The 14326-nt window shown below is 50.3% G+C and carries 13 protein-coding genes; 9 read left to right on the top strand and 4 right to left on the bottom strand.

All coding sequences use genetic code 11. From position 1 onward, the window contains the following. Positions 1–346: 346 nt before the first annotated feature. The 3 genes from clpX to tig all read right to left on the bottom strand — a co-directional run bounded on the left by clpX (position 347) and on the right by tig (position 4044). Positions 347–1621 carry an ATP-dependent protease ATP-binding subunit ClpX gene (gene clpX / locus SJI19_RS09655; protein WP_323478049.1) on the bottom strand — a complete coding sequence of 425 codons (1275 nt, stop codon included), beginning with the start codon at positions 1619–1621 and terminating at the stop codon, positions 347–349. A 142-nt stretch (positions 1622–1763) separates the two neighbouring features. Then, entirely contained in the window at positions 1764–2396 is a 633-nt protein-coding gene (clpP, locus tag SJI19_RS09650) for an ATP-dependent Clp endopeptidase proteolytic subunit ClpP (protein ID WP_323478048.1), read from the bottom strand. Between the two features lie 343 nt (positions 2397–2739). Beyond that, positions 2740–4044: a trigger factor gene (gene tig / locus SJI19_RS09645; RefSeq protein ID WP_323478047.1), complete on the bottom strand. Its 1305-nt coding sequence runs from the start codon at positions 4042–4044 to the stop codon at positions 2740–2742. Positions 4045–4123: 79 nt separating this feature from the next. Between tig and SJI19_RS09640 the strand changes: the two genes are divergently transcribed. Beyond that, the gene (locus tag SJI19_RS09640; protein WP_323478046.1) at positions 4124–4432 is read left to right on the top strand and encodes a hypothetical protein; all 309 of its coding nucleotides are present in this window, start codon (positions 4124–4126) and stop codon (positions 4430–4432) included. A 224-nt stretch (positions 4433–4656) separates the two neighbouring features. Here the strand turns inward: SJI19_RS09640 and bolA are convergent, their stop codons facing one another. Continuing rightward, positions 4657–4971: a transcriptional regulator BolA gene (bolA, locus tag SJI19_RS09635; RefSeq protein WP_323478045.1), complete on the bottom strand. Its 315-nt coding sequence runs from the start codon at positions 4969–4971 to the stop codon at positions 4657–4659. Positions 4972–5286: 315 nt separating this feature from the next. On the opposite strand from bolA, the gene SJI19_RS09630 reads away from it, so the two are divergent. From SJI19_RS09630 to SJI19_RS09595, 8 genes are all read left to right on the top strand, one after another. After that, entirely contained in the window at positions 5287–5865 is a 579-nt protein-coding gene (locus tag SJI19_RS09630) for a lipoprotein (RefSeq protein WP_323478044.1), read from the top strand. 75 nt (positions 5866–5940) lie between these two features. Next, positions 5941–7428: a muropeptide MFS transporter AmpG gene (ampG, locus tag SJI19_RS09625; RefSeq protein ID WP_323478043.1), complete on the top strand. Its 1488-nt coding sequence runs from the start codon at positions 5941–5943 to the stop codon at positions 7426–7428. Positions 7429–7827: 399 nt separating this feature from the next. Further along, a complete protein-coding gene (cyoA, locus tag SJI19_RS09620; RefSeq protein ID WP_323478042.1) occupies positions 7828–8760 on the top strand; it encodes a cytochrome o ubiquinol oxidase subunit II in 933 nt (310 codons plus the stop codon). Positions 8761–8765: 5 nt separating this feature from the next. Then, positions 8766–10760, top strand: a complete 1995-nt coding sequence (gene cyoB / locus SJI19_RS09615; RefSeq protein ID WP_323478041.1) for a cytochrome o ubiquinol oxidase subunit I — start codon at positions 8766–8768, stop codon at positions 10758–10760. Further along, entirely contained in the window at positions 10750–11370 is a 621-nt protein-coding gene (locus SJI19_RS09610; RefSeq protein WP_323478040.1) for a cytochrome o ubiquinol oxidase subunit III, read from the top strand. Before cyoB ends, SJI19_RS09610 begins: the two co-directional genes overlap by 11 nt. Next, positions 11370–11702 (top strand): cytochrome o ubiquinol oxidase subunit IV, encoded by a 333-nt coding sequence (locus SJI19_RS09605; RefSeq protein WP_323478039.1) that lies wholly within the window; start codon positions 11370–11372, stop codon positions 11700–11702. Before SJI19_RS09610 ends, SJI19_RS09605 begins: the two co-directional genes overlap by 1 nt. A 14-nt stretch (positions 11703–11716) precedes the next feature. Then, on the top strand, positions 11717–12607 hold the full coding sequence (gene cyoE / locus SJI19_RS09600) for a heme o synthase (RefSeq protein ID WP_323478038.1): 891 nt from the start codon (positions 11717–11719) through the stop codon (positions 12605–12607). Positions 12608–12953: 346 nt separating this feature from the next. Further along, the gene (locus SJI19_RS09595) at positions 12954–14318 is read left to right on the top strand and encodes an MFS transporter (RefSeq protein WP_323478037.1); all 1365 of its coding nucleotides are present in this window, start codon (positions 12954–12956) and stop codon (positions 14316–14318) included. Positions 14319–14326: the final 8 nt, after the last annotated feature.

Genomic DNA, 14326 nt, shown 5'->3' with positions numbered 1-14326 from the left:
TCGCTTGCCGCCTTCCTGCAACACTAAATCCGTCGAGCATAGCTTCCGCCAAGTTAGGGGATTCGCGAAACGCTTCTGTTGGCAGTTTCAACAAATAGGTAATTGAGTATATGGGGGCAAATCGCTTACATTCAACAGGCTGAATAGTGGAAAAACAAATGGGGGATAAAATCCCCCATTTGTTTACTTTTTGCCAGATATTATACCCGCCATCGATAACACTACAGAGGCGTTAGCAGTACCCGTTCACCCGAATCATTTATCTCAGTACGGTCCGGGTTTTTCGTTTGCCGCCTTCCTGCAACACCAACGCTATCAGGTATACTCTGTGCCATCGTCTGTTGGATTATTCGCCGGAAGCCTGCTGAGTTTCATGCTTACCATAAATCAACAGCGGCTCGGATTGCCCTTCAATGACCGATTCGTCGATAACCACTTTTTCAACGCTATCTTGAGAAGGCAGTTCATACATGGTGTCCAGCAGGGCACCTTCCACGATGGAACGCAGCCCACGGGCGCCGGTTTTGCGCGCCATGGCTTTCTTGGCTATTGCCGTGAGCGCTTCATCACGGAATTCCAACTCTACCCCTTCAAGATTGAATAACGCCTGGTATTGCTTGGTCAGGGCGTTCTTCGGCTCTTTAAGAATCTGTATCAACGCATCCTCACTGAGCTCATTGAGTGTAGCGAGTACCGGCAAACGGCCAATGAATTCAGGGATCAGGCCAAATTTAATCAGGTCCTCTGGCTCAACTCTAGACAAAAGCTGCCCTTCGGATGCCTTTTGGGCACTGCCTTTCACCGTGGCGCTAAAACCGATACCCCGGCCCGTATCAATCCGCTGTTCAATCACTTTATCCAAACCGGCAAAAGCACCGCCGCAGATAAACAGAATCTTGGACGTGTCCACCTGCAGGAACTCCTGCTGAGGATGTTTACGTCCACCCTGAGGAGGAACGGCAGCAACGGTACCTTCGATCAGTTTTAGCAGTGCCTGCTGCACACCTTCACCTGATACATCACGCGTAATCGACGGGTTATCTGATTTACGAGAAATCTTATCAATTTCATCGATATAGACAATCCCACGCTGCGCTTTTTGCACATCATAATCGCATTTCTGCAACAGTTTTTGAATGATGTTTTCGACATCTTCGCCAACATAACCCGCTTCCGTCAGGGTAGTGGCATCAGCCATGGTAAAGGGCACATCCAAGAATCGGGCCAGCGTTTCCGCCAGCAGCGTTTTACCACTACCGGTCGGTCCGATCAGCAGAATGTTGCTTTTACCAAGCTCAATACCGTTGGTGGTGTCGATGTTACGTAACCGCTTGTAGTGGTTATACACGGCCACCGCCAGCACTTTTTTCGCTTTTTCCTGGCCGATCACGTAGTCATCCAGATGGTAGCGAATTTCATGAGGCGTCGGTAACGCACTGCGTTCACGGTGCGGGGCCACTTCCTTGATCTCTTCGCGAATAATGTCATTGCATAAATCGACACACTCATCGCAGATATACACTGACGGCCCAGCAATTAGCTTACGCACCTCATGCTGGCTTTTCCCGCAGAAAGAGCAATACAGCAGCTTTCCTGAACCGTCTTTGCGCTTATCTGTCATCAGTAAACCTCTTTCTCTAGTCTTTGTCCCGCAGGCCAACCACGGCGGCAACGCGACTGCTTAACGTAAAACCGGCGCTTTGAGTGGTATTAGTCTACTCGAATGACTCACTACTGTAACTATAGTCTATCGGTATTCAGAATTACGCCGTCAATTCACGCTTGCTCAAAATGGAATCAACCAATCCATAGTCTACCGCCTCTTCGGCGGATAGAAAACGATCGCGCTCCGTATCTTTTTCTATCGATTCCAGCGAACGGCCAGTATGTTTGGCCATCAACTCATTCATGCGCGCCTTCACCTTAAGAATTTCCCGCGCATGAATTTCAATATCGGTAGCTTGCCCCTGGAATCCACCCAGTGGCTGATGGATCATCACCCGTGAATTGGGCATACAGAATCTTTTACCCTTGGCACCAGCGGTCAGCAGAAAAGCGCCCATTGAGGCAGCCTGTCCCATGCAAAACGTGCTAACGTCAGGTTTAATGAATTGCATCGTGTCATAAATGGACATCCCGGCGGTGATCACACCACCCGGTGAATTGATATAAAGATAAATATCTTTTTCCGGGTTTTCCGCTTCCAGGAACAGCATCTGCGCCACAATTAAGTTCGCCATATGATCTTCAACTTGACCGGTCATAAAGATGATTCGTTCTTTCAGTAGACGCGAAAAGATATCGTAGGAACGCTCTCCACGGGAAGTCTGCTCAACCACCATCGGCACCAATGCCATCTGGGGTGCCTGTTGTTCTATATCGCCACTGTATGACATGTCATCTCCTAGATAAAATTCACTCGGCGCCATTATTTTCCGATTCTACTTGAGATGAACAACAATCGCCATGCTCAAGGTGTCGACTGTGTTATTAGTTGGGGGGTCAATCGCCTATTTTCAACCAATTGCCCTATATTCTTTTACGGCGGGTTCCTATGCAACGGCCCACGTCGCGCTAATCTGCGCTCACTTTTAGCATTGTGACAGTGTTAAATATAGCCATAATTACTGATTTCTTTCATAGGGAAGCACAAACGAACAAAAAGCCCGCCATCGGATGATGACAGGCTTTAAATGATAAACATACCGTCTACGGGAAACGCAGAATCGAATATGGAGATCAGGCCGCGTTTGGCTGGTTCATCAATTCAGTGAACGTGGTCGGTTTGTCAACAACCTTAGCCTTGGCAAGCAACGCTTCGACCGCTTGTTCTTCCAAAGCAACATTACGCATATTATTCATCATTTCTTGATTTTTTGCGTAATACTCAATCACTTCACTAGGATCCTCATACGCTGACGCCATCTCTTCGATCAACGTTTTCACGCGGGCATCATCGGCTTTGAGCTCGTTAACCTGGATCACTTCACCAAGAAGCAGACCCACGCGTACACGTCGTTTTGCCTGTTCTTCAAACAGTTCACGCGGCAGTTCAAGCGCTTGCTTTTCATCCCCACCGAAACGTTGTGCCGCCTGACGACGCAGGACGTCGATCTCACCATCAACTAGCTTCGACGGAACGTCGATTTCATTCGCACCGATCAGTCCGTCAATCACCTGGTTTTTGACCCGATTACGCACAGCATTTTTCAGCTCGCGTTCCATGTTTTTACGCACTTCGGCACGCAGACCGCTAATGGAACCATCGGCTACACCAAACCGTTTAATAAAATCTTCGGTCAATTCAGGCAACTCACGTTCTTCAACTTTCTTTAGAACGATGGCGAACTTAGCGGCTTTACCCTTCAGATTTTCGGCATGATAGTCTGCTGGGAAATTCACATCGATCTCAAAGGATTCGCCGGCCTTATGACCGATGACGCCTTCTTCGAAACCGGGGATCATCCGGCCCTGACCCATGGCCAGAACAAAGTCGGTGGCTTTGCCGCCGTCAAATTCCTCGCCGTCAATGGTGCCAGAAAAATCAACGGTTACCCGATCTTCCGCAATGGACGCGCGATCGGTTTCTTTCCAGTCAGCCTGCTGCTTACGCAGAGTTTCCAACATCTGATCAACATCGGCATCGTTAACCTCAACCACCGGTTTTTCGACTTCAATAGCGTCCAGACCCTTCAACTCCACTTCCGGATAGACTTCAAATTCCACATGGAACATGAAATCTTCACCGTTTTTGTATTCAACAGGCACATAGCTAGGCGCGCCAACCGGATTAATCTTTTCCTGGATAATCGCGTCGACAAAATTACGCTGCATAATATCACCCAGTACGTCTTGGCGAACCGAAGCGCTATAACGCTGCGCCACAACGTTCATGGGGACTTTCCCTTTACGGAAGCCATCAATGCGAACCTTCTTGGCAACATTCACCAGTTCGCTTTTTACCGCTTGCTCTATGGTATCGGCGGCAACGGTAATGGTTACGCGGCGCCCCAGGCCTTCAGTGGTCTCAACAGAAACTTGCATCTTGTTACCTCAAAAAATCACAGTGCTCGGTCAACTCCAGAAGCCGTTTTCAAAGAAGCGGTCATCCAGGTCCACTGACATGAAAATGGCCTCTGAGAACCGGGAGGTCGGAGTGGATATAAACCTGTTCCCCGTCGTCGTCAGAAGCATCCCGAATACATTTCGGAAATATAAGACGCGGCATTATAGCGGCATAGAGTTTATGAGTCGAGAACAGCGCGAAAATTGCCACACACAGAGCGCCATGACGCACAAAATTAAAAAAAATGTCAACTTTACACGCCAAACCAACCGGCCGGTTCTGCACCCAAGCCAATCCGAGGGAGAGCGTACCAATGAGGCCGAAGCGGACATTTTCTGTCCGCCAGAGCGCCTCATGGTGCGCTAGGCCCTCGGCTCTTGGCACCAACCGGCCGGCCGGTTCTGCACCTAAGCCAATCCGAGGGAGAGCGTACCAATGAGGCCGAAGCGGACATTTTCTGTCCGCCAGAGCGCCTCATGGTGCGCTAGGCCCTCGGCTCTTGGCACCAACCGGCCGGCCGGTTCTGCACCTAAGCCAATCCGAGGGAGAGCGTACCAATGAGGCCGAAGCGGACATTACCGCGTACAGCCTCAGACAATAAGCTTGGTACCACGGCATGGCGGTGACACCGGCACGGAGTTATGCAAATTTGACCACTCGTCCAGCGTATACGCATGCAGCGCCAGAGCATGTACCGGCCCAGCCAACTCCTCCGATAGCACGCTATAAATCGCGCGATGGCGTGCCAAAATACGTTCCCCGCTAAAACGTTCGCTGGCCATCACCACCTTAAAATGGCTCTCCGCCCCTGCTGGAACATTATGCTGGTCGCTTTCGTTCATGACCTCAAGGTAAACAGGATCAAACGCGGCCTTTAATTTTGCTTCAATTTGTTCAAGAAACATGTTCTCCTCCTTACTGCGTCGGCAACGCGCGTTGCGCGATCTGTTAAATTTTAGCTTACGTTTTATTAACACAAAGTACTATTGCCATATGATTTTGTCTCGCTAAACCGGAACGTCATTCAGACAAATGGCAGCGTCGCCCGAATAATACCACGTGATAAAACAGACCTTTTGTGCCAGGCGTTCTGGCACGGGCCAAGAGACTCGCTCGTGACATGATTTAGCGTGATTCAGCGCTTCCCCCGGCGAACGGCAATGATATGATGTGGGCTATTGTCCCATCCCCCGTGCATCTTAATGATTGAGAAGGCGATTATGTTCAGAAAAATGTTTTTCCCCTTATTAGCCGTGCTGCTACTTGCCGGCTGTGCCAGCACCAGCAACACCATTGAAGTCACTCCCAAAATAGATCTGCCGCAACAAGATCCCACCATCCGTGGCACCACCATCAGCATCAACGGTGCCGACCAGCGCCCGGATCACGCGTTGGCCAAAGTCAACCGCGACGGACAACTGGTGTCACTGACGCCATCGCGCGACCTGCGTTTCTTATTGCAGGAAGTGTTGGAAAAACAGATGACCACCAGAGGTTACATGGTCGGTCCTAACGGCAGCGTCGATCTGCAAATCATTGTTAATAAACTTTATGCTGATGTCTCTCAAGGGGACGTACGCTACAACATTACCACCAGTGCCGATATCTCCATCATTGCCCAGGCCCGCAACGGCAGCAAACAGATTAAGCATTATCAATCGGTATATAATGTGCAGGGTGCATTTACCGCCAGCAATCAGAAAATTGCCAACGCGGTTAACAGCGTGCTCAGTGACGTGATCAGCAACATGGCGCAAGACACCAGTATCAGTGACTTTATCAAGCAAAACGCCAACTAATCCCTTTAGATCCCTTGTCCGATATGCTTCGGACCGGGGATCATCCCTAACGTCTTCCAAAATGAAAAGCAGCCGATGCCAAACCACTCCCTAAGTTTTGCCACGCTCGCTCAGCCACGTTCTCTGATGTTGTTATGCCTAGGGTTTGCCTCCGGACTGCCCTTGGCATTAACTTCAGGCACGCTGCAGGCATGGATGACAGTGGCGAACGTCGATCTCAAGACTATCGGCTTCTTTTCATTGGTCGGACAAGCCTACGTTTTCAAATTTCTCTGGTCGCCGGTGATGGACCGCTATACACCACCGCTATTTGGCAGACGACGGGGCTGGATCATTATTACCCAGTTGCTATTAATCGTCGGTCTTATTGCCATGGGTACCCAGGATCCCAGTCATGATTTATTAATGCTGGCACTACTGGCCGTGTGGGTTGCATTTTGTTCAGCCTCGCAAGATATTGCCTTCGACGCGTATAAAACCGACCTGCTGCCCGCGCAGGATCGTGGCACCGGTGCGGCAGTATCGGTGTTAGGCTATCGCATCGCGATGTTGGTATCTGGCGGTTTGGCTTTATGGATGGCAGACCGGTACCTCGGCTGGCAAGCGACCTATTGGCTGATGGCGGGCCTTATGCTGATAGGCTTGGTGGTGGCGTTCATCGCGCCGGAACCAGACGATGCCATTCCGGCGCCACGAACCCTTGAACAGGCCATTGTCGAACCGCTGCGGGATTTTTTTAGCCGCAACAACGCCTGGCTCATCCTAATGCTGATCGTGTGTTATAAGCTGGGTGACGCCTTTGCCGGCAGTCTGAGCACCACGTTTTTGATTCGTGGTGTCGGCTTTGCCGCAGGCGAAGTGGGCGTCGTTAATAAGAGTTTTGGGCTGATTGCCACCATTGTCGGCACCCTTATCGGTGGGCTACTCATGCAACGCCTATCGTTATTTCGCGCCCTGATGCTGTTCGGCGTGCTACAAGCGGTCTCTAACGCAGGATATTGGCTGCTGGCAGTAACCGATAAGCATCTGATCACTATGGGCGCCGCGATTTTCGTGGAAAATCTGTGTGGCGGTATGGGCACGGCAGCCTTTGTTGCCTTGCTGATGACATTATGTAACAAATCATTTTCCGCTACACAATTCGCCCTGCTTTCTGCACTGTCGGCGATTGGCCGCGTTTACGTCGGTCCCTTCGCTGGATGGTTTGTGGAACTCCACGGCTGGGCCTGGTTCTATATTTTCTCAATAGTCGCTGCATTGCCTGGGTTACTGCTTTTGCTATTGTGTCGCCACACATTGAAGTTCACCCAGGACACCGGCACCTTTTTACAGCGTGATAAATTTAGCGCGCCCTATCGCTGGGCCTTACGCCTGTTGATGGCCGGCGCCGCATTGCTTGCTATGGGCCTTATCCTGGAATTGCTTCAGGCGCTTGACTGGATTGTTGTCACGCAGATTACCGACTTATGCTGGCAAACTGGCAGCGTACTGCTGCTATTGAGTATATTTGCCGGTTGTTGGTTTGATTTTATTGCTTTGCGGCATGCGCGGCTCGGTGTTTAACACTCAAATTGTATATAAAAACCACAGTATTTAAGCCCACAAGGTGATAGTTAAAAACATCAATTATATTTCACAGAACATCTTCGTCGATTTATGGCCTATATTGTCTAAAAGTGCTATTTTTATGTTAATGCGATGCAGTCAAAAACGCAGTTTTATTCTTTCTTGTGGTATAAAAATAACGAAAAAAAAATTTTCGAGCTAAGCAGTTGGTAGTATTTGTGTTTTGTTATGGTTTTTTGTGTTTTGTTATGGTTTTTTCCGTTTGATCGTGCACAATTCAAAAATCGGAAACATGTTTCTGACAAAGACTTAAGCGTGTTTACAGTGCTGCAACCTTCCCGTAAAATACCCATACACAAGAAACGACATTAGAGCCCTTTTTATTGAGGTCGTTAGATGAGACTCAGGAAATACAATAAAACTTTAGGGATTCTGTCATTAGTTTGCGTCTCCGCGCTATTGAGCGGTTGCGATATGGCGTTAATGAATCCAAAAGGACAGATTGGACTAGAGCAGCGCTCACTGATACTGACCGCCCTTGGGCTGATGCTATTGGTGGTTGTACCTGCGATCGTTATGGCAGTGGTGTTTGCCATTAAATATCGCGCATCCAACACTGAGGCGACGTACAGCCCCAACTGGTCCCATTCCAATAAAGTGGAACTGGTGGTCTGGTCTGTGCCGATCCTGATTGTCATCTTCCTGGCGATACTGACCTGGAAGTCAACCCATGCCCTTGATCCCAGCAAACCCATACAATCTGACGCCAAACCGATAACTATCGAAGTGGTCGCGATGGATTGGAAATGGTTTTTTATTTATCCAGAGCAGGGGATCGCTACCGTGAACCAGATCGCATTCCCGAACAATGTGCCGATCAGGTTTAAGATAACCTCAAATTCAGTGATGAATTCTTTCTTTATCCCACGCCTCGGCGGACAGATTTACGCCATGGCGGGCATGAACGCGACCTTGAATTTGATTGCCAACGAGCCAGGCACCTATAAAGGATTTTCGTCGAGCTTTAGCGGGAGAGGATTTTCCGGCATGAAGTTCACCGCTATCGCCACACCGGATCGGCAAGGATTCGACGATTGGGTTGCTAAAGTGAAAGCTTCGCCGGAGACGCTCAATACTATGCAAGCCTATGAGAAGTTGGCTGCTCCCAGCGAAAACCACCCGGTAGAATTTTTCTCTAGCGTTAAACCTGACTTGTACCAAGCGGTCATTGGCAAATTTATGGATATGGGCAAAAGCACGGACATGACCAAGAAAGACGGTATGAAGATGGACATGAGTGAGCACTCTCACGCAGGAACCGAGGAATAACTACGATGTTCGGAAAATTAACGTTGGATTCGGTTCCGTTCCACGAACCGATTGTCATGGTCACCGTTGCCGCTATTATTGTTCTCGGCCTGGCGCTGTTGTCCATAATCACTTATTTCGGCAAATGGGAATACCTTTGGAAAGAGTGGTTTACTACCGTCGATCATAAAAGAATCGGCGTTATGTACATGATTGTGGCTTTTGTGATGCTGCTGCGCGGTTTCGCCGACGCTATTATGATGCGCTCGCAGCAGGTACTGGCATCGGCCGGCGAGGCCGGTTTCCTGCCACCACATCATTATGATCAGGTCGTGACCGCTCACGGTGTGATCATGATCATCTTCATGGCGACACCGTTTGTGGTCGGCCTGATGAACTTGGCGGTGCCGCTGCAAATCGGCGCACGCGACGTGGCTTTTCCATTTCTTAACTCACTGAGTTTCTGGTTCTTTGTGGCGGGGGTTGTATTAATTAACGTCTCGCTGGGCGTGGGTGAGTTTGCCCAGACCGGTTGGGTAGCCTATCCGCCGCTGTCCGGTAAGGAGTTTAGCCCAGGGGTCGGTGTGGATTATTGGATCTGGAGCATACAGATCGCGGGTATAGGTACCACGCTTACCGGCGTCAACTTCTTCGCCACTATCCTGCGGATGCGCGCGCCCAACATGCCGCTGATGAAAATGCCGGTGTTTGTCTGGACCGCCTTGTGTACCAACGTGCTGATTATCGCTGCATTCCCAATCCTGACTGTGACCATTGTCCTGCTAACCCTAGACCGCTATCTGGGCACCCATTTTTTTACCAACGAAATGGGTGGCAACATGATGATGTATGTCAACCTGTTCTGGGCCTGGGGACATCCTGAGGTGTATATCCTGGTACTGCCGGTATTCGGCGTATTTTCGGAAGTTGTGGCCACCTTTTCCAAGAAGCGATTGTTTGGTTATACCTCGTTGGTATGGGCCACTATCGCCATTACGCTGCTGTCATTCTGCGTTTGGCTCCATCACTTCTTTACCATGGGGTCAGGCGCTAACGTCAACGCCTTCTTCGGCATCATGACGATGATCATCGCCATTCCGACCGGGGTGAAGATATTTAACTGGCTGTTTACCATGTACCAGGGCCGGATTGTGTTTCACTCAGCCATGCTCTGGACGATAGGTTTTATCATCACCTTCTCTATCGGCGGCATGACCGGGGTGTTGCTGGCGGTGCCGGGAGCAAACTTTGTATTGCATAATAGTCTGTTTCTGATTGCCCACTTCCATAATGTGATTATCGGTGGCGTGGTGTTCGGCTGCTTTGCCGGCATGACCTATTGGTGGCCAAAGGCATTCGGTTATACCCTGAATGAAAAATGGGGCAAGCGCGCATTTTGGTTCTGGATTATCGGTTTCTATTTTGCCTTTATGCCGTTATACGTGCTTGGTTTTATGGGCATGACCCGTCGTCTGAGCCAGGATATCGATCCCCAGTTCCACACCCTGCTGGTCGTCGCTGCAGGCGGCGCGGCGTTAATCGCCATCGGCATTCTCTGCCAGGTGATCCAAATTGTCTTGAGTGTGCTCCAACGTGACCAAAACCGCGATTTGACGGGCGACCCATGGGGCGGACGTACCCTGGAATGGTCAACATCCTCACCGCCGCCGTTTTATAACTTTGCCATAGTGCCAGAGGTAAACAATCATCGCGATGCATTTTGGCAGATGAAAGAAGACGGTACCGCTTATCAGAAACCTACCGCATACGAGTCGATCCATATGCCGAAGAATACCGGTGCTGGTGTGGTAATTGCCGCCTTTAGCCTGGTGTTTGGTTTTGCGATGATATGGTATATCTGGTGGTTAGCGATTATCGGTTTTGCCGGCATGATCGTGACCTGGATTGTGCATAGCTTCAATGAGGACGTAGATTACTACGTGCCGGTCGCTGAGGTGGAACGCATCGAAAACCAGCATTTTGAACAAATTAGCGAAGCGGGCCTAAATAATGTCAACTGAGACTTTACATAATCACGACAGCCTGAATGCCCATGACGCCCATGGGCACCACGATGCAGGAGCCACAAAGGTATTCGGCTTCTGGATCTACCTGATGAGCGACTGTATCCTGTTTGCCACGCTGTTTGCGACCTATGCCGTGTTGGTTAACGCCACGGCGGGCGGCCCGGCCGGCAAGGATATTTTTGAGTTGCCCTTCGTACTGGTTGAAACCTTTTGTCTGTTATTTAGCAGCATAACCTACGGCATGGCTATGTTGGCCATGAATAGGGGGGAAACCAGTAAAGTCACCGCCTGGCTGGGAGTGACGTTCCTGTTCGGCCTAGCATTTATCTGTATGGAACTGTATGAATTCCATCATCTGATCGGTGAAGGCTTTGGGCCCGATCGCAGTGCGTTCCTTTCGGGCTTCTTTGCACTGGTCGCAACACACGGCTTGCATGTCACCTCGGGTCTGGTCTGGATCCTGGTCATGATGACCCAGGTATCGCGCCGTGGGTTGACCAAGACCAACCAAACCCGCTTGATGTGCCTTAGCTTGTTCTGGCATTTCCTCGACGTCGTATGGATTTGCGTATTTACCGTGGTGTATCTGATGGGGGCCATGTGATGAGTCAAACAACGACAGGGCACGGCGGCGCTAGCCACGGTAGCCTGAAATCTTACTTAACGGGTTTTGTACTCTCGGTCATACTCACGCTGATTCCGTTCATCATGGTGATGAACGGTTCCGCCACCAAAAGTACGCTAATCGTTGTACTGGTGGGATGTGCAGTGGTGCAGATCCTGGTCCATCTGGTCTATTTCCTGCATTTGGACTCGTCGTCCGAACAGCGCTGGAACGTGGTGGCTTTAGCCTTCGCGGCATTAATAATCACCATTCTGGTTGCAGGCTCCTTGTGGATTATGTGGTACCTCCACTACAACCTGATGATCCATTAATAGAGCGCGCCCTGATGATTAAGCAATACCTGCAAGTAACCAAGCCAGGAATTATTTTTGGTAATTTGATTTCTGTGATCGGCGGATTTCTTCTGGCCTCCAAAGGCCAGATTGACCATGCCTTGTTTCTCGCCACCTTAGTCGGTGTGTCCCTGGTGGTAGCCTCAGGTTGTGTATTTAACAACTTTATCGACCGGGACATCGACAAAAAAATGGAAAGGACCAAGAATCGGGTCCTGGTGAAAGGACTCATTTCGCCGAAAGTGACTCTGGTTTATGCTACGGTGCTGGGTATTGTCGGTTTTGTGCTGCTCTATCAGGCAGCAAATCCGCTGGCCATGTGGCTGGCGGTGATCGGTTTTATTGTCTACGTGGGGGTTTATAGCCTCTATATGAAACGCAAATCGGTTTACGGTACGTTGATTGGCAGCCTGTCCGGTGCCGCTCCGCCGGTGATTGGCTACTGCGCCGTTAGCGGTTCATTTGACATGGGGGCGCTGATCCTGCTGTTGATTTTCAGCCTGTGGCAAATGCCCCACTCTTATGCCATCGCAATTTATCGTTTTAACGATTACCAGGCGGCATCCATTCCGGTACTGCCGGTGAAACGTGGCATATCGGTGACTAAACACCATATCATCCTTTATATCATTGGTTTTATGGTGGCCACATTGATGCTAACGCTGGGTGGTTATGCGGGATATAAGTACTTTATCGTCGCAGCAGCGGTAAGTGTTTGGTGGTTGGGTATGGCGCTGCAAGGCTATAAATCCGCCAACGACGACAGGATCTGGGCGCGTAAGCTGTTTATCTTCTCCATTGTGGCAATTACCTCCCTAAGCGTAATGATGTCCGTGGACTTTATGGTACCAGCAAGTGGTAGTTTATTGTCTTATGTTTGGTAGTTCCCACCGCGATTGAACGCTGACAAAACCCGGGTTTTGTCAGCCACCGCCCCTGCCGAGATCATCATTCACCCTAGCGTTATTTATTGCCGCTGCCGTAAATCTGTTACATCTGTTTAAAGACGTTTAGTTTACCTAAAGTCACGTTAGGAATTACAATGGTCTGCTGTATCCTGCAATCACACATGAGTACCACTGGTAGTCATCTAGCGCGACAGGCGCGCACCACGCAGTAGAGTGGCACAAATCAGCAGCGAGCAACGCAGTGGCACACTTAACTCGCCCCAGTTAAAAGAGCCTCGACCCATTGCGAAACTCAGCCTAGGGTAATTCTTTTGAGGTAGCAATGAACGATAATAAAATGACCGGGGTCGAACTACGCGCCACCTGGGGTTTAGGCACCGTATTCTCATTGCGCATGTTGGGCATGTTTATGGTTTTGCCGGTACTGACCACCTACGGCATGGCGTTACAAGGCGCGAGCGAATCGTTAATCGGACTGGCCATCGGCATCTATGGCCTGGCGCAGGCGATTTTCCAAATTCCATTTGGCCTGATTTCCGATCGTGTGGGGCGCAAACCATTAATTATCGGCGGGCTACTGGTATTTGCCCTGGGTAGCGTTATTGCCGCCCTTAGCAACTCCATTTGGGGCATCATTCTCGGCCGTGCACTGCAAGGATCAGGTGCTATCGCCGCTGCAGTGATGGCGCTACTGTCTGATTTAACCCGCGAACAAAACCGAACCAAAGCCATGGCGTTTATCGGCATCAGTTTTGGCATCACGTTTGCCATTGCTATGGTGCTTGGCCCTATCATCACTCATGCCCTGGGGCTGCATGCCCTGTTCTGGGGTATCGCCATTTTGGCGCTGGCCGGCATCGCCATCACTCTGCTGGTGGTACCCGATACCACCGCCCACGTCCTGAACCGTGAATCCGGCATCGTCAAGAGCAGTTTTTCCAATGTACTGGCCAACGGGCAACTGCTGCGATTAAATTTCGGTATTTTCTGTCTGCACGCGCTGCTGATGTCCAGTTTTGTGGTCCTGCCGCTGATAATGGCCAAGGCCGGACTGGCCCCCGCCGATCATTGGAAAGTGTATTTGGTGACCATGTTGGTGTCGTTTGCCGCTGTAGTACCCTTTATTATCTACGCCGAGGTCAAACGGCAGATGAAACGGGTGTTTATGGGCTGTATCAGCGTGCTTTTGGTGGCTGAAATCGTACTGCTCGGTTCGGGCCAGCACTTGTGGATTATCTTTGCAGGCATCCAGCTGTTTTTCCTGGCGTTTAATATCATGGAAGCCATCTTGCCCTCGCTTATCAGCAAAGTGGCCCCGGCCGGATATAAAGGCACCGCCATGGGCATTTACTCCACTAGCCAGTTTCTTGGTGTTGCCATAGGCGGTAGCCTTGGTGGTGTGTTATATCAGTGGCATGGCGCCTGGCTGGTATTTGCGTTTGGCGCGGCACTGGCCTTGGTGTGGTTTGGGGTGAGTGTGAGTCTGCGCGAGCCGCCTTATGTCAGCAGCTTGCGGCTTACACTGTCAGCGCTGTCGGTAAAGGATAGTGCGCTGGAGCAGCGGCTAAAATCGCAGCCTGGTGTCACTGAGGTGGTGGTGATCCCGGAAGAACGCAGCGCGTATGTCAAAATCGATACCAAACGCACTAGCCGGCTTGAGCTGGAACGTCTAGTGGATGCAGCTTGAGTAAATAT

The sequence above is a fragment of the Acerihabitans sp. TG2 genome (assembly GCF_035013185.1).
Classification (GTDB): Bacteria; Pseudomonadota; Gammaproteobacteria; order Enterobacterales; family Enterobacteriaceae; genus Acerihabitans.
The sequence above is the reverse complement of the archived record's forward strand: the minus strand, read 5'-3'. Positions and strand labels throughout refer to the sequence as shown.